The organism is Sphingobium olei, from assembly GCF_042678845.1.
GTDB lineage: Bacteria > Pseudomonadota > Alphaproteobacteria > Sphingomonadales > Sphingomonadaceae > Sphingobium > Sphingobium olei.
Genome location: NZ_JBHTLS010000135.1, coordinates 192551 through 208843, shown reverse-complemented (window position 1 = coordinate 208843; position 16293 = coordinate 192551). Strand labels below are relative to the sequence as shown.

The following is a 16293-nucleotide window of genomic DNA, read 5'->3' as shown; positions in this document are numbered from 1 at the left end:
CCATGGGTCGGACGGGCGAAGAGGATTGCATCATCCTAAAGGCGGGGGCGCTGGAAGCGGCGCTCTCGCCCTCGCTCGGCGGGGTTCTGCTGTGGTTCGCCGCCGATGGAGCGAACCTGCTGCGTCGCACCCCTGACGGAGCGACCGATCCGCTGGAGACGGCGAATTTTCCGCTGGTGCCCTATGCCAACCGCATCGCGCACGGTCGCTTCACCTTCGATGGAACGACCTGCCAGTTGCCGCTGAACTTCGGCGACCATCCGCACAGCCTGCACGGCTTTGGATGGCAGACCGCATGGATGGCGGTCGAGACAAGCGAGCGCCACGCGACGCTGGTGCATGAGCATGGGGGCGACGCGGGCTGGCCCTGGGCCTATCGGGCGGAGCAGACGGTCGTGCTGACACAGAGCAGCCTTTCCCTTACGCTGACGATCACGAACGAGGGCGACCGGCCGATGCCGGCGGGCCTCGGCTTCCACCCCTATTTCGCCGCCGACGCGGCCACGCGCTTGCAGTTCGACGCGGGGAGCCTGTGGCTTTCCACGCCCGACATGCTGCCCGAGCGGGAAGCACCCGCCGACGCGCTTGGCGACTGGTCGAGGCCGTCCCCGGTGCTGGGTGACAGCCTGATCGACAATGTCTATGGCGGCTGGAGCGGCGTCGCGCGGGTGGAGCGGGGCGACGGGCTGCGGCTGGTGCTGACGGGCGACGGGGTCGACTGGCTGCACGTCTATCGTCCGCCGGGCCTCGACTTTTTCTGCCTCGAACCCGTCAGCCACATGCCCGATGCCATCCATCGCGGCGGCATGGCGGTGGTCGATCCGGGCCGGCAGAGCAGGATCGGCATGACCGTCGCGGTCCACAAAGGCGACGAGGCGCTTCCGCAATCGGCTTCCTTCGCCTAAGCTGCCTTCAAATCTGGCAGCAAGGGTAACAGCCGATGCAGTTTTTGCGGACCGCCTTCTGGGTCGTCATCGCCGTGGCCGCCGCCCTGTTCTTCAAGGCGAACAACAAGCCGCTCGACATCAAGATCTGGGGCGACATCGTCTGGGAAACGCGGGTGTGGTTCCCGATCCTGCTGGCGTTCCTCGCAGGCGCCCTGCCCTTCTGGATCATGGCGCGGGTGACGCGCTGGCGGCTGCGGCGGCAGATGGACAGCAGCGAACGTGCGCTGGCGGCGGCGACGGCGGCGAGCGCGCCCGTCGCAGTGCCCGACGCGCAGGCGGGCTCCGCCACCGATATCCCCGCCCCCCTTCCCCCCGTCACGCCCCAGAGCACAGGATCCTTATGAGCAGCCCCGTCTATGTCGCCATCGATACGCCCGACCTGGCGAAGGCGGAGACGCTCGCCGCCCAGGTGAAGCGGCATGTCGGGGGCCTGAAGCTCGGCCTCGAATTCTTTTGCGCCAACGGACATCATGGCGTGCACGAAATGGCGAAGTTCGGCCTGCCGATCTTCCTCGACCTCAAGCTCCACGACATCCCCAACACCGTGGCGAAGGCGGTGCAGGCGCTGCACATGCTGGAGCCGGCGATCCTGACCGTCCATGCCGCCGGCGGCCGCGCCATGCTGGAGGATGCGAAGGCGGCGGCGGGCGTCAACACCAAGGTGGTGGCGGTGACGGTGCTGACCAGCCTGGACGACGCCGACCTGCTCGACATCGGTGTGGGCGGCAGGGCGCAGGACCAGGTCCGCCGCCTCGCCGACCTGGCCCAGAGCGCGGGGCTGGACGGCATCGTCTGTTCCGGCGAGGAAGTGGCGATGGTCAAGCAGGCGTGGAGCGACGGTTTCTTCGTGGTGCCGGGCGTGCGGCCCGCGGGCGGCGCGAAGGGCGACCAGAAGCGCGCCGTCACCCCCCGCGAGGCGCTGGACCGGGGCGCGTCCATCCTGGTGGTGGGACGGCCCATCAGCCTGGCGGAAGACCCCGACCTTGCCGCCCGCGAGATCGAAGCGACGCTCTAGCGGCCCCTTCGCCCCTGCCTGAAACGCGACAGGTGAAGTTCACACCGTTATCGCCTTTTTCCCGCCCGGTTTAGCAGAAATCGGGACGGCGAAGCGACAGCGGCGCGCCGCCCGCGCGCCGCCAAGGTCACACCCGCGCGCCCCCAGCGTCACGGCGGCGCGACAGCTTCGCGACGGGGTGCGAGAGGGGGCGGCGGCGTGGGGGTTGGGGTGCGCATCCCTGCCATTGGATCAGGAACGGGCGCTGTAGGACAGGAAGATTGCGACGTTGAGTAGCGATCCGGCGTGGGCGTTCGATGGGCTTGTCCGGGACGACCAATATCAGTCGATAGCGGACCGGCAGCGCCCTGGATCACAGGAGATACCAGCTCCCCTTTTCTCTCAATCGGTCGTTGGGTCGGAGCCGATGTCCATGTCGACACTGGTGCCGGATATTTGACCCGGCCTGCACGCCTCTTCGAGCACCCATCGATTGCGCCCCTGATGCTTCGCCTCGTAGAGGGCCGCGTCCGCCGCCGCATAGAGTTCGGCGAATGACGATCGATTATCGGCATTGGCGATGCCGATGCTTATGGTTACTTCTCCCCCGGTCCCTTCGACGAACGTCCGGTTCTTCCTGGCGATGCCGGAACGCAGCCGTTCGGCCACGATGGTTGCTTCGTCAGGCCCGCTGGCCTCGATCAGGGCCATGAATTCTTCGCCGCCGATCCGGCCGAACAGGTCATTATCCCGCAAGAGCGCCCGCGCATCGTGCGCTATGTCGGTCAGCAGCCGATCACCTACGAGATGGCCGTAGCTATCATTCACGCGCTTGAAGTGATCGATATCGATCACGAGCATGTAGAGCCGGCGCGGGTTGTGCAGCATCAACCGTTGTTCCACATCCTGAACGATGCGCCGACGGTTCGGAACACCGGTAAGCGTGTCGCAGTCAGCCAGTCGGCTTAGCTCCAGGTTGGCGCGATGCAGTTGGTCGGTACGCTGCGCGACCTGCTGCTCCAGATCCCGATGCGCGCCTGTGAGCTTGTCAGCCATGTCATCGAAATCGTGCGCAAGCTGCTCCACTTCGTCGCGTCCGGTTTTGGTGCGGGATGAAGGAACGGCCATCGTTTGGAAGCGCTGACTCAATGCTCGGGTGCGGTCGGTCAGTTGCGCGAGCGGTTTCCCGACATAGCGTCGGATAAGCAGACTGATAGCGACGACCTGAAGCAAAACACAAAGGATGGCGGTGATCGCGACGCGCGCAACGGCGCGCACGGCCCCCGATTGTATTACCGCGTCATTCTGGATGGTCAGTATATACCAGCCAGGAGTGCCAATCCTGCGCATCGACACATGCGCGCCCAACTGCGGCACATGGCCTAAAAAGGAGCCGCTGGCGTTGCTGCGGATGAACTGCCACAAAGCCTGAAGCTCTGGATTTCGCGTACTCCTGAGATCCAGCAGCTGCTCCGGTGCGGCCTTGCTTTGATGCGTATAGCGCGGGTGCCGGATCAACATCCCTTCGCCAGAAACAAGCACCGTGTCGGTTGAAGGCAGAGCCTGCAATTCATCGGCTGACAGCAGGTCATCCAGCAAAAGGCTTGTTCCCCAGGTTCCGATGTGACGCCCGTTCCAATCGACAGGAGTCATGCAGCCCGTCGTCCAGGTTTTTCCCGACTTGTCGTATAAGATGTGAACCAGGGGGGTGCAGCGGGTGGATCGAGACGGATTTAGCTCAGGCGTGCTGATCTTCGCGAATGTCTCCTGCTGGAAATCGAGGTTGCCGGGCGCTTTCTTGCGATAGAAGCCCAACCGGTCCGCGCGGTCGGGCGCGAACATGATGAGCGTGTTGCCCGGCGTGAAGAAATACAGGCTTTTCAGGTCGGGGCGGATGCCCTCTCCCACTGCGTGCGCCACGCGCGTGGCACGGAGGATGAGCGCGCGCTGGCGGGCATCCGGTTCCTCCCTGATATAGGCGCCTACCCCGCGAACATAACCGAACGGGGTCTGGCCTCCATCAAACAACAAGTCCGCACTTCGACGCCCTCCGCGATGGTCGCGCGGAAAGAGGGTGTCGAGGTTGCGCGCGTCATCCGGGTTCGCACCCTGGGCAAGTTCGGCAAGCAACAGCTGCTTTGCATGTTCATGCGCGGCGCGGAGTCGGGTGAAACGACCTTCCTGAAGCTCCGCCACTTGCCTGTTCTGGCTGTCCAGCCGAACAAGCGCCTCGCTCAAAGCCTGGCGCCTGATGTCGAAATAGGCGGCCATGCCCGATACCAGGAACAGCAATCCGACAACGATCGAAAGCGTGATCGCGGCCTTGGTGGCAACGGACATCGTGCGGGGCAGGGACAGCTTCATGGGAGCCGCAACTTGCCAAATTCAGGTAAAGAATGCCTAAACCATGTCCTGCGAGGCGGCCGGGCACGGTGATCCAGGACAGACATGAAAATCAATGATTAAGCGTCGGCTCGCCCACTCCGAAGGCTGCTTCCGGCGACGCCGGAATGGCGTGTGAGGGAAAAGACATGGCCTGGAAATCCCGGCTTTCGCCGGGAGGACGGAGAGATGGGATGACGGGAGCGGGCGGCGGAGGTGGGATTGCGTCCGGCCCTCCCTCGCTCAGCCCCTCACCGCCCCGCGTCGCCCTCACCCGTGAAAAAGCGTTCGATCACCTCGCGGGCGAGTCTCGCCGGCCGGAGGGTGTCGGCGTCGATGCAGCACCAGCTGGACTTGACCTCCGCCAGCACTTCCTCGCCGCGGCGGATGACGGTTTCGTAGAAGGCGCGCGCGCCCTGCACCTTTTCCAGGAGGACGGTGGCGATCACCTCATCGTCGAGGAAGGTGGGCTTGCGGTAGGTGATCTCATGCTTGAGGGCGACCCAGAGATGCTGGGCCACCGCTTCGGCCGGGGCCAGCGCGCGCCAGTGGTCGAGCACGGCGTGCTGCACCCATTTCAGATAGCTGGCATTGTTGACATGGCCCATGAAGTCGATGTCTTCGGGATCGATGCCGACGGGGTACAGGTGGGGAATCGCGTTACTCACATCGCTGTAAATAGCATTGCCGCAGGCGCTCCGAAAGGGCGGACAGGAAAAAGGGGCCGGATTGCTCCGGCCCCTTCTCCGCTGCAAAGGCAGAGGATCAGAAGCGCCAGCCGACGCTCGCCACCACCTGATGCCGGTCGGTGTCGACGTTGAACTGCTCGCTGGTCGCGCCGTTGGGGAAATCCAGCTTGCCGTCGGTATAGTTGGAATAGCGATATTCCAGCTTCGCGAAGGTGTTGGCGTTGATCGCGCGCTCGACGCCGCCGCCGATCCGCCAGCCGTCCAGCTTGAACGAGGTGTCGGTGGTTTCGTTGGTGTTGCCGGCCAGCACGTTCAGCTTGCTGTTGGTGTAGCCGCCCTTCACGTAGACGAGGGTCGAGGGATCGGCGAGGATGCCCGCGCGCGCGCCGACATAGAGGTCGCGGCCCTGGCTCACCCGGCCGAAGCCGAACTGGTCGGTGGGATCGAACCGGTCGCTCTTGGCGGTGGAGTCGGTATATTCGCCCTCGACGCCGACGACCGCGCTGCCCAGGTTCACGTCATAACCGACGCCGACGCCGTAGAGCAGGCCGTCGATCGACTGATCGTCGCGGCCATTGTCATTGTCGAAATCGCTGCCAGCGCCGACATGGTCGTAGCCGAGGATGGCTTCGACGCGGGGGCCGGTGAAGGTGGGGTTCACGTCCTGCGCGAGCGCGGGGGTTGCGAAGGGGGCGCCGGCCAGAAGGGTTGCGACCATCAACTTACGCATAGGAAATACTCCGATTGTCATTCTCTTTTCCCCTGTCAGGGGTGAGACGCCAAAGCCGGAGCAGACCCGTTTTGTTTCATGAACCTGAGATAAACATCTGAAACTGTGGCATTAAGGGCACGGTTGCGGCTCCGCTCGTCGCGGAGTGGAGCCTGTGGGGCGACCGGCTGACTCAGCACTCCACCACATTGACGGCAAGGCCGCCGAGCGAGGTTTCCTTGTAGCGGCTCGCCATGTCCTCGCCGGTCTGGCGCATCGTTTCGATCACCGCGTCGAGGCTGACGATGTGGCGGCCGTCGCCCTGAAGCGCGAGATAGGCGGCGTTGATCGCCTTGACCGCGCCCATGGTGTTGCGTTCGATGCAGGGGATCTGGACCAGGCCGCCGATCGGATCGCAGGTCAGGCCGAGATTATGCTCCATGCCGATCTCGGCGGCGTTCTCCACCTGCCCGTTGGTGCCGCCCAGCACGGCGGCTAGGCCGGCGGCGGCCATCGAGCAGGCGACGCCGACCTCCCCCTGGCAGCCCATTTCGGCGGCGGAGATGGAGGCGCGCTTCTTGTAGAGGAAGCCGATGGCGGCGGCGGTCAAGAGGAAGCGGCGCTCCCCGTCGCGATCGGCGCCGGGAACGAAGCGCCGATAATAATGCAGCACGGCCGGGATGACGCCCGCCGCGCCATTGGTGGGCGCGGTGACGACGCGGCCGCCTGCCGCATTCTCCTCATTCACGGCGAGCGCGAACAGGCTGACCCATTCGAAGATCTGCGCAGGGCCGAGCGCGTCCTGCTGGAGCCTGAGCCGCTGGTGGATGGCGCGGGCGCGGCGGCGGACCTTGAGCCCGCCGGGCAGCAGCCCCTCCTGCTCCAGCCCACGGTCGATCGAGGCGGACATGGCGTCGATGACGGCGTCCAGGAAGGCTTCCGTCTCGCGCTGCGTGCGCCATGCGCCCTCGTTGCGCAGGACGAGCGTGGCGATGGAGAGGCCGCTTTCCTCGCCCTGGCGCAGCATTTCCGCGCCGGAGGAGAAGGGGTGCGGCTGAACGACATTGTGGCCGAGCGGCGTATCGTCGCAGACCGGCACATCGCCCGGCAGCACCGCGCCGCCGCCGATGGAGTAATAGTCACGGACGAAGGGGTCGTCCTGCCCTTCAAACCAGGCGGAAAAGCGCATGCCGTTGCTGTGCGCTTCGAGGAATTCGCCCATGCGGAAAAGGAGGTCGCGCTGCTCGTCGAAGGGGACATGGCCGCCCAGCGCGCTGCCGAAGCGGAGACGGCCTTCCTTCCGGATCGCGGCGAGGATAGCGGGGATGGCGTCTGGATCAACGCTTTCGGGGCGGTGGCCCGACAGGCCGAGCAGGATGGCGCCGTCGGTCGCGTGGCCCCGGCCGGTCAGTGCGAGCGATCCGAACAGTTCGCACTGGACGCGGATGGGCGTCGCCGGCAGCGAGTCCATGAACAAGAGCGCGGCGCGCATGGGGCCGACCGTGTGCGAGCTGGACGGGCCGATGCCGATGGTGAACAGGTCCATGACACTGATCGCGGCGGCGGCGTCGATACGGCTTCTGGTCACGATCAATAATCCTTGGACACGCGCACGTTGGCGCTTTCGCGGCCGAGCGTGGAAATGGCGGCGAGCAGCGAGAGCCAGCGCGTCACCTGATATTCGATGCGGGTGGCGCTATAGCCCTGCCCGTCGGTGATGAGTTCGACATAGGTCTTGCGGGTCAGATATTTGCCCGCCGCGATCGACGTGCCCTGCCCCTGCGTCGGATCGGCGGCGATGATGCGCAACCGGTCGAGGCCCGCCGCCCGGCGCACCGCGTTGATCGGGTCGAGCCCGCCCTGCCCCCGGAGCGAGCCCACCGCCGAGGCGAGCTGGAGCGCTTCTGGCGCGGACAGGTTGGTGATGGAGGTGCCGAAGAGGATGCGGGACAGAAGCTCGTCCTGCGGCATGGCGGGCGTGCTGGTGAAGGTGATGTCGGGGCGCAGGCCGGTGCCGCCGACATGGATGGTGGCGGACAAGTCGCTGACGTCCGCCTCCGCACTGATGTCAAGCGTGGGATTGGTCGGCACCTTGCCGTCGAACAGGATATTGCCTTCGCGCAGTTCGAAGCGGCGGCCGGCAAATTCATAATTGCCGCGCACCAGCTGCGCCCGGCCGGCGATCGCGGGATTGACGACCGTGCCGCCAATGTCGAGATCGGCGCGCCATTCGCTGTCGAGGCCGAGGCCGGTCACCATCAGGCGGTTGCGCGCCCGCGCCTTGATCGCGAGCGACCAGGGGATGTTGGTGCGGGGGCGCTCTATCTCCTCGCCCGACCGGTTGATTTCCACCACGCGCAATTCAGGGATTTCCGCGACGGCGGCCGCGCGTCCCATGGTGAAGCGGCTGCGGTTGAGGACGAGATCGCCGCCAATGCTGCCTCCCACGCCATCCGAGCGGAGGGTGATGGGGCCGGTCACGGTCGCGGCGATATCGTCGCGTTCCAGCAGAGCGGCATTGTCCGCCTGAAGCGCGAGGTCCATGCCCACGCCCGCGATGCCGTTGAAGGTGAAGCGGCCGTTGCCGGTCACGCCGCCGCCATTCTGCGCCGTGGCGGAAAAGTCGGAGATGACCAGCTGCGCGCCGGAGAAGCGGCCACGCGCGCGCACGGCGCGCAGGCGCATTCCGGTGACGGGGCTGTTGATCGTGGCGCCATCGGTGGTGAAGGTGCCGGTAATGACCGGCTCGCCCAGCGTGCCGCGCATGTCGGCCGACACGGCGACCGGGCCGCCGATGTCGACGATCTCCACGCCGGTCAGCCGCCAGAGCGTGTCGGCCGTGCCGTTATAGCGAAGCTGCGCGAAGAAGGGCGCGCGGTTCAGACGTTCGACAAGGCCGCCCTGCGGCTGCAGCGGGCTAAGCAGTGCCTGCGCCCGTCCGATGGTCCGGCCGTCCGCAACGAAGACCATGCGGGTGGCGAGGCGGCTGTCGGTCAGCACGGCGTTGACGCCGACATCGACCGGCCGGGAACTGAGGGAGAGGCCGGAGCGGGAGAGGCCACGAATGCGCAGTTCCGCCTTGCCCGTCGGCAGGCCGCCGCCGCGCGGCTGCGCATAGCTGAGCGATCCGGTGGCGAGCCCGCCGAGGCCCAGATTGTCGTAGGCGATGTCGAGCAGCGAGAGCGGCAGCCTTTCCATCCGCGCCTCTATGCGGGTGGTCGCGCTGCCAAGTTCCCCCGCCAGCTGGAGCGATCCGCCGGCATAGCCGATGGTCGCCGGCGACAGCCGCCAGCCATCCTCCGTCCGGGTGAAGAGCGCGGGACGGCCCAGGCGGATGGCGCGCTTGTCGATTGTGCCCTGCGCCGACAAGCGGATGCGGTCCGGCTCCACCTCGGCATCGGCCTGAATGTCGAAGATCCGGCCGCGCTGGCCCGACAGGCTGCCCTTGACCCGTCCCCTGCCATCGGTCAGTTCGGCATTGGCGGCAAAGCGGCCGAGCAGGATGCCGCCGACGCGCAGGCCCCGCGCCTGGGCGGTGGCGTTGACCGTGGTGCCGGACGGATCGAGCAGGAGGGTGCCGTCGAGCGTGCCGCGCCGCACGGCGATGACGGTGGGGCCGTCGAAGCTGGCGTCGCTGGCGGTGAGCTTGAGCTGAACCTGTTGCACGCCGTCGACCGGGCGGAAATTGACATAGCCGGTGACGGGGCCGATCACGCCCAGTTGGCCGTCGAGGCCGCCGGGGAGCGGGCGGATGTCGCCGCTGGCAGTGACGCCCGAGACGGCGAGATTGGCGACGCGGACCACCGCCTGCCCGCCGACCGGCAGCAGGATGACGCCCCGGCCGGTGAAGGGGCCGAGCGTAGAGCCCCCTTCCACCGTGTAGCTGTAGCCGTTTGCGTCGGGAACGAGGTGTGCGCTTACGTCGCGCAGGCCGAGCGCATCCAGCGGGCGTTGCAGCAGCAGGTGGATTTCCGGCCGCTCGATCATGCCGTCGAGCGTCAGCCGCAATGGCCCGTAGCGCGCATGGCGGCCGCTGCCTTCCAGATGCAGCGTCTGGTCGGGATGGCGCAGGCCCGACGCGGTGAGGCTAAGCAGCGGCGCATTGAGCGTCAGGCCGGTGATGGCGATGTTTCCGTTGGGCAGAAGCTCGATGCGGCTGCGTGCTGTCGGCAATCCGCCGCCCAGGGTACGCAGAAAGTCGTTGTCGAGCCGGCGCACGCGGGCGGCCACCGATCCGCTGAGGCCGAAGCCGCCGTCGCGGCGTGGCACCGCGCGCAATTTGGACGTCAGGTCGACGATGCCGAAATTGCGGATGAAGAGGCCGTTGATCTGCCCGTCCAGGCCGAAATCATAGCGGCCGCTGGCAAGGTCGAGCAGCATGACCAACTTGCCGCGCAGCTTGTCGGAGCGGAAGGGCATGGGATTGCTGACGATCTGCTGCCCCATGATCTGGAGCACCCCGTCGATCTGAAAATTGCGGACGATGCCCGCCACCAGATCACCCTGCCCTTCCAGCCGGCTGGCGCGGAGGCTGAGCGGCACCAGGACCGGGCCGGAGCGCACAGTGCGCCCCTTGCCCTGCGCGCGCACATCGCGGATCACGGTCTTGTCGAAGGCGATGTCGCGGGCGGTGAGCAGATATTCGTAGCCCAGTGCGTCGAAGCCGCCGTCCAGCCGCACCCGCGCCGAGACGCCGTTGCCGCGCATATTCTTCACCAGCGCCTGCGGCCGGGGAAGCGTTACGGATATTAGTATGTTGTCGAGCGCATTGTTGCGCAGGTCGATCGCGCCATCGGCGGCCAGATCGAAAGCGGCGGACTGAAGCGTCATGCGCCCGTCGATCACGCGGTCGATCATCGTGCCGCTGGCGCGGACGGAAAGGCGCGGGTCGGCCAGGCGGCGCAGCAGTCCGTTGCCGGCGATCGCCTTACCCTCGATCGAGCCGCGCGCGGAATAGGCGCCGCTGCGCGCCGCCAGCACGAAATCGGCGGCGGGCGCAGCGTCCAGCGTGGCGGCCAGGCGGCCGTCCCACCGGCTCCAACTGCCCTTGCCGCCGATGCGCAGGTTCGCCGCCTGGACGAGCCCCGCCATCTTGCCCAGCACGCCGCCCTTGGGCGCGTTCACCGTCACATCGAGCGAGAAGCGGTCATCGTCCGGTCGGCTGTCGAGCGCGATCGCGAGCAGGTCGCCGCCGTCGAGCGTGCGGGCCGACAGGTCGATGATGGCGCGGCCGCCGCGAATGTCGGCATCGCCCGCCAGGGTCGCGGTCTGCGCCCGGCCGGTGATGGCGGGCGCGAGATCGAGCCGGCCGACGGAAAACTGCATCAGCCTTATGTCGAAGCCGGGCAGTATCGGCCCGCGCCGCTGCGTCGGGTTGAGCTTCGGCAATTTGTAGAGCGTCGCCTGCGGGATGACGAGGCGGTCGATGTCCAGCCGATTCGACGCCCAGGCGAATGGCCACCAGTCCAGTTCCACGCGCGGCGCGTGCAGGAAGCGTCCCTTGGGGTCCGAGAGGGTCAGGTCGCGCAACACCGCCTTGCGGTAGATGCTGCCTTCGATCGATCCGACGCTGATCTTCAGTCCAGACGCCGACCTGATGGTCGCGACCCGGCTGGCGAGGAAGCGGTGGCCGCCATCGGTGTCGAGCCAGGCGAGCGCGCCCGCGACGATGAGCAGCAGCGCGGCGAGAATGCCAGCGACCCAGCGCTGCCAGCGCCCGTCCCAGGCGCGACGGTGCGGCACTGGCGGCGGGGGCGGACCGACGGGGGCGGCGTCGCTCATCAGAAGGCCTGCCCGAGCGAGACATAGACGGCGATCTTGGGATCGCCGGACTGCGGGTTGAGCGGCGTGCCGACGTCCACGCGAATCGGGCCGAAATTGCTGTAATAGCGCACGCCAACACCTGCGCCGATGCGCAGGTCGCGGAAGCGCGGCAGGAAGCTGGTGGAGATGTTGCCAGCATCGACGAAGGGCACGACCCCGAAATCGCCGAAGCGCACCCGCGCCTCCAGCGAAAATTCGGCGAGGCTCTTGCCGCCCACCGGATTGTCGTCCGGGCCGTAGCGCGGTCCGATCGCCTGATAGCCATAGCCGCGCACGGACGCGCCGCCGCCGGCGTAGAAGCGGCGGGAGGGCGCGATCTGATCGACGGTGGAGCCGAGGATCGTGCCGAAACGGGCGCGCGCTGCCACCACGGTGCGGTCGTTCACCGGCTGGTAGACGCTGCCGTCCAACTGCACCTTCGCGTAGCCGAACGTATGATCCTGGAAGGAGAGTTCGGGGCTGAGGCGGCCGCCCAGGCGAAAGCCCTTGCTGGGGTTCAGCAGATCGTCGCTGCCGTCATAGGTGAGGCTGACCGGAACCGCCCCGATGAGGAAGGTGCGGCGCGCGCCGCCGGAGAAGGCGTCCGCTTCGTCCGAGGCGATCAGTTCGCCGCCGATGCGCCAGACCCATTTCTTCTGGAACAGGATGTTAGTCTGCCGTTCGAGAAAGCCGGAGACGTTGATCGTGCGCGCGTCATAGGCGTCGCGGCGGATGTTGCTGACCGACAGCAGGCCGGTGAGCACATTGTCGCGCCGTTTGAAATTGTTGCGGCGATAGGTGAAGGACGCCGTCTGCTCCTGCGTACCGACGACGCCGCGCAGCGTCACCGCGCCTTCGGGCGGGAAGAAGTTGCGGTGCTGCCAGCTGACCTCCGCGCGATAGCCTTCGCCGGTGCCGTAACCCAGTTCGCCGGCAATGGTGCGCAGCGGCGCGGGGCGCATGTCGACCGCCATGTCGACATGCTCGCCATCGCCCGCGTCGACCGGCTTCAGGCTGACCGACGAGACGAGTCCGGTGGCGACGATGGCGCGGCGGAGATCCTCCACGTCCGACGCCATATAGGGATCGCCGGGATCGAAGCGGGCGATTTCCTGGACATGATGGGCGCTGAACAGCGGATCGTCGCCCTCCACCCGGATCGCGCCGAAGCGGCGGAAGCCGCCGGGCACGACGATCATGTCGAGATCGCCCTTGCGCTCTTCATGGTCGATGCGGACGTCCGGTTCATCGACGCGGGCAAAGGGGAAACCGCTTTCGGCCAGCTTCGTCGCCAACGCGTCACGCCCGGCGAGGATCGCGTCGGCATCGACGGGATCGCCGACCTTGGGCGGGAAGGCGGCGCGCAGATCGGCCTCCCGCTCTGCCGTTTCGGCAAGGCCGATGAGATCGATGGAATCGAGCAGATAGAGCGGCCCCGGATTGACGTCGAACCGCACCAGCAGCCGGTCGCCGCCCGCCGGCGCGGTGACGGCGCTGCGGATGCGCGCGGCATAATAGCCCTTCGCCCGCAGCAGCCGGTCGAGCAGTTCGCCGTCTTCCTTCATGCGGCGGTTGATCTGGGCCAGATTCGCGGCCTTGCCGTCTTCCTGCCGCAGGGCCGAGAGCTGATCGAAGCGCTGGTTGAACCGGGCGTCGGCAATCGCGTCCACGCCCGCCAGCTGCACGCTGTAGCGGCGCTCCTCGCCCGCGTCCGCCACGACGGCTTCGGGCGCGTCGTCGGGCGGAACATCGGCGGGGGCGGCGTCGCCGGCGGCGAGTGGCCGGGTGTCGGTGGGGTCCGGGGGCAGCGGGGCGACGGTGTCGGGCTGGCCCATGTCGGGCCAGTCGATGCCGATGTCGGGCATGGCGTCGAGCGGCTGGTCGGGCGAAGCAGCGGTTTCCTGCGCGTGGGCCAGGCAGGGGATGGCGAGCAGCAACGAGGCAAGGAGAAGCCTGCGGGCATGCGGTGGGCCTGAGACGCGGCGTCCTGTCCGCAAACCATCGGTCATGCGCGAGGGTCTAGACCAAATGGAGGCCGGAGCGCCAGCCCCAACCAAGCGCGGCGTTCCACCGCTCCGCCGGTTTCAGAAGGCCTGGTTCAGCCGGTCGAGCAGGGCGCGGGCGGGACTCATATCCTCGGCCGGTCCCTGTTCCATCATCAAGTCCATCCGGTCCTGGAGCCGCACCACCCGCTCGTAAAGATCCTGGCTTCCCTCTATAAGCGCGCGGGCGGCGAAGGCGAAGGTGGCGGACAGCGCCGGATCGCTGGCGGCGGCGCGGCCCAGCCGGTATTTCTCGTCCACCAGTTCCTCGTCACCGATCTCGCCGCGCTGCCACGCCCGCTGGCTGAGCAGCCAGGCGATGACATGCATGAGCCGGGTAGTGACCTTGAGCGATTCGCAGGCGAAGGCGACGCGGCGCAGCGGGTCATCGCCTTCGTCGCGGGGGGCACCCTTGTCGAAATAGGTGCGGGCCTCGTCCGCCATCACCATGGCTTCGACATAGAGGCCGTCCACCAGGCGGCGGTGAAGTCCGCGATCAAGAAAGGCTGCGCTTCGCATGCCATCATGATTGCCACAGTTTCCGGCGCTTGTCAGGCCCGCCAAGGCGGACGGCGGCAGCTTGTCCCATTTGGGATCGGTTGGCCGGGAACAGCCAGACTCGCGTCAGGCGATGATGTCGGGGACGAGCGCGTCTTCCAGGACGGCGATCTCGTCGCGCAGCCGCAGCTTGCGCTTCTTGAGGCGCGCGATCTGCATCTGGTCGCCGCCGCCCGCCGCCGCGAGAGCCGCGATCGCGCTGTCGAGGTCGCGATGCTCCACCCGCAGCAGTTCCAAGCGGCGCATGATGTCTTCCCGGCTCACCCCGCCCCTTTCCGTCCTGCGACCGACCGTCCTATCCGCCTTGATAGCGGGCGCGGGCAATGCGGGCCATCGCAAAATTGCCGGCAGTCCGCCGCAAAGACCCAAACATGGCGAGACAGCGCCCGCGAATCATGATCTACTTCGTCATCCATCACCCTCGTAAGGAGAATGTCATGGAAAATAGCCACATTTCAGCTCTTTCAGCCAAGCATGCCGGCCTTGAGGCGCGAATCAAGGCGGAGACGAGTCGGCCCATGCCCGACGCCATCCTGGTGGCTTCGCTCAAGAAGCAGAAATTGCGGCTGAAGGAGGAGATGGCCGCGCAGCACTGATCGACACATGCTGCCCTTGCCGCGGGTCGGGCCGAGCAGGCGCTGCCGGCCCTGACCCCGCGGCATGACGGACGATCCAGAAGAGCCCCGATGACATCCGGTCAGCGGGGTTTTCTTTTGGCGGATGGACGGAAATAAGCGGTCAGCGCCGCCGCAAGGGCGCGATGCGCAGATAGTCCGGCAAGGATTGCGATCCGGCGGTCGAGATGGGCTTTCGCGCCAGTTGCGGGTCGATAGGGACGTCGAAGGCCATGCCGATCTTTTCGTCACGCGCCCAGGCGATGGTCCCGCTCACCTGCCCCACGCCGCGTAGCTCGCACGTTACGCGGATGCCGGCCGGCACGGCGCGCTCGCAATCGGCCATGAGGCCCGACGCAGACAGGTTGCGCACGCGCGCCTTGCCGAGCGCGACGCCTTCCGCGCTTACAAGGCTGGTCAGCAGGAACAGACTATCGCGCGGCGCGGTCCGCGCCGGTCCACGGTCTGAAATGTCCTGCCCGTCACTCATCCGCAAACCCGATCGCCCTGTTCATCGTGGCGACCATCCTAGGGCGGCGGCATGGAAAAAGCGTTAATCGTCGCGGGAAATCTTTTCCTGCCGCTCGTGCCGTTCCTGTGCTTCCACGGTCATCGTGGCGATCGGGCGGGCTTCGAGGCGGCCGAGGGAGATGGGCTCCCCGGTCACTTCGCAGTAACCATATTCGCCCTCGTCGATGCGGCGGAGCGCGGCGTCGATCTTGGAGATCAGCTTGCGCTGGCGATCGCGGGTGCGCAGTTCGATCGACCAGTCGGTCTCGCTCGACGCGCGATCGTTGAGGTCGGGTTCGCGCAGCGGCTCGTTCTGGAGCACGGCGAGCGTGCCTTCCGCTTCGGCCAGGATCTGCTTCTTCCAGTCCCAAAGCCGCTGCCGGAAATATTCCAGCTGCAGCGGATTCATGAATTCCTCGTCGGGGGACGGCCGGTAATCGGCGGGAAGCGTTACAGTCGATTTCGGCGGCTTTTCACCGTCTTTATCGGAATTCAGGACCGATGCCATCTGGCTCTCCGACTCGTAAAGGCCCCGGCGCTGTGGCGTCCGACGCCTATCACTTTGATTGTGCGCGCCTCATAGCCATGGCGGCGAACGGACACAAGCGCCCTGTGGGGTCCATGGCGCGCAGGCGATGTCATACCCTGCGAGTCGTCGCGAGAGGGAAGCGGGCGGACCGGATGGCCTTGCACGTCTTAACCGCCGCGGCGGCCGCCGTCCCATAGTGGGACGTTAACCATATCGGTTGAGCAAAGCCGCCTTATTCTCTCGACTCCACCGGCAGATTCAGAGTTAACGAGATTGCAGTTAACTGTTTCTTTTGCGTTCTTGCGCAAAGGAAATTCCCGAAGGCACCGCCCGGCCCGTCCGGCGCAAGGGCCATCGGGGGCAAACAGAACAGAGTGGAACCTATGTCGGTACGGATGGCACTGGCCAAATTATGCGCCTGCACCTGCGGCGGGGCGATCATCGGCGGCGGGGCCGTCCATGTGGCAGAAAGCGCGCGTCCGGCTGTGGTCCACAGCAGCAAGAGCATGAAGGCCGC

The 16293-nt window shown here is 66.7% G+C and carries 15 protein-coding genes; 4 read left to right on the top strand and 11 right to left on the bottom strand.

Going from position 1 to position 16293, the window contains the following annotated elements; genetic code table 11:
* Positions 1 to 2: 2 nt before the first annotated feature.
* The 3 genes from ACFQ24_RS20805 to pyrF are packed head-to-tail and all read left to right on the top strand — an operon-like array spanning position 3 to position 1962.
* Entirely contained in the window at positions 3 to 905 is a 903-nt protein-coding gene (locus ACFQ24_RS20805; protein WP_380914762.1) for an aldose 1-epimerase, read from the top strand.
* Positions 906 to 940: 35 nt separating this feature from the next.
* Complete coding sequence (locus ACFQ24_RS20800) at positions 941 to 1291, top strand: lipopolysaccharide assembly protein LapA domain-containing protein (protein WP_380914760.1); 351 nt, start codon at positions 941 to 943, stop codon at positions 1289 to 1291.
* Complete coding sequence (gene pyrF / locus ACFQ24_RS20795; protein WP_380914758.1) at positions 1288 to 1962, top strand: orotidine-5'-phosphate decarboxylase; 675 nt, start codon at positions 1288 to 1290, stop codon at positions 1960 to 1962. Before ACFQ24_RS20800 ends, pyrF begins: the two co-directional genes overlap by 4 nt.
* Before the next feature lie 381 nt (positions 1963 to 2343).
* On the opposite strand, the gene ACFQ24_RS20790 is transcribed toward pyrF, so the two are convergent.
* The 8 genes from ACFQ24_RS20790 to ACFQ24_RS20755 all read right to left on the bottom strand — a co-directional run bounded on the left by ACFQ24_RS20790 (position 2344) and on the right by ACFQ24_RS20755 (position 14369).
* Entirely contained in the window at positions 2344 to 4305 is a 1962-nt protein-coding gene (locus ACFQ24_RS20790; RefSeq protein ID WP_380914756.1) for a GGDEF domain-containing protein, read from the bottom strand.
* Positions 4306 to 4574: 269 nt separating this feature from the next.
* Positions 4575 to 4991 carry an acyl-CoA thioesterase gene (locus ACFQ24_RS20785; RefSeq protein ID WP_380914754.1) on the bottom strand — a complete coding sequence of 139 codons (417 nt, stop codon included), beginning with the start codon at positions 4989 to 4991 and terminating at the stop codon, positions 4575 to 4577.
* 97 nt (positions 4992 to 5088) lie between these two features.
* Positions 5089 to 5742 (bottom strand): outer membrane protein, encoded by a 654-nt coding sequence (locus ACFQ24_RS20780; protein WP_380914752.1) that lies wholly within the window; start codon positions 5740 to 5742, stop codon positions 5089 to 5091.
* 172 nt (positions 5743 to 5914) lie between these two features.
* Positions 5915 to 7309 carry an L-serine ammonia-lyase gene (locus tag ACFQ24_RS20775; RefSeq protein WP_380914750.1) on the bottom strand — a complete coding sequence of 465 codons (1395 nt, stop codon included), beginning with the start codon at positions 7307 to 7309 and terminating at the stop codon, positions 5915 to 5917.
* Between the two features lie 2 nt (positions 7310 to 7311).
* Entirely contained in the window at positions 7312 to 11502 is a 4191-nt protein-coding gene (locus tag ACFQ24_RS20770) for a translocation/assembly module TamB domain-containing protein (RefSeq protein WP_380914748.1), read from the bottom strand.
* Positions 11502 to 13532, bottom strand: a complete 2031-nt coding sequence (locus tag ACFQ24_RS20765; protein ID WP_380914746.1) for an autotransporter assembly complex protein TamA — start codon at positions 13530 to 13532, stop codon at positions 11502 to 11504. Before ACFQ24_RS20765 ends, ACFQ24_RS20770 begins: the two co-directional genes overlap by 1 nt.
* 75 nt (positions 13533 to 13607) lie before the next feature.
* A complete protein-coding gene (locus ACFQ24_RS20760) occupies positions 13608 to 14084 on the bottom strand; it encodes a DUF1465 family protein (RefSeq protein ID WP_380914744.1) in 477 nt (158 codons plus the stop codon).
* A gap of 105 nt (positions 14085 to 14189) precedes the next feature.
* Positions 14190 to 14369, bottom strand: coding sequence for a DUF465 domain-containing protein (locus ACFQ24_RS20755; RefSeq protein ID WP_066770936.1), 180 nt, complete (start codon positions 14367 to 14369; stop codon positions 14190 to 14192).
* A gap of 191 nt (positions 14370 to 14560) precedes the next feature.
* On the opposite strand from ACFQ24_RS20755, the gene ACFQ24_RS20750 reads away from it, so the two are divergent.
* Positions 14561 to 14719, top strand: a complete 159-nt coding sequence (locus tag ACFQ24_RS20750) for a YdcH family protein (protein ID WP_082733637.1) — start codon at positions 14561 to 14563, stop codon at positions 14717 to 14719.
* A 142-nt stretch (positions 14720 to 14861) separates the two neighbouring features.
* On the opposite strand, the gene ACFQ24_RS20745 is transcribed toward ACFQ24_RS20750, so the two are convergent.
* From ACFQ24_RS20745 to ACFQ24_RS20735, 3 genes are all read right to left on the bottom strand, one after another.
* Entirely contained in the window at positions 14862 to 15227 is a 366-nt protein-coding gene (locus ACFQ24_RS20745; protein ID WP_380914742.1) for a PilZ domain-containing protein, read from the bottom strand.
* A 63-nt stretch (positions 15228 to 15290) separates the two neighbouring features.
* Positions 15291 to 15755: an RNA polymerase-binding protein DksA gene (gene dksA, locus ACFQ24_RS20740; protein WP_066770934.1), complete on the bottom strand. Its 465-nt coding sequence runs from the start codon at positions 15753 to 15755 to the stop codon at positions 15291 to 15293.
* Positions 15756 to 16008: 253 nt separating this feature from the next.
* Positions 16009 to 16284: a hypothetical protein gene (locus ACFQ24_RS20735; RefSeq protein ID WP_380914739.1), complete on the bottom strand. Its 276-nt coding sequence runs from the start codon at positions 16282 to 16284 to the stop codon at positions 16009 to 16011.
* Positions 16285 to 16293: the final 9 nt, after the last annotated feature.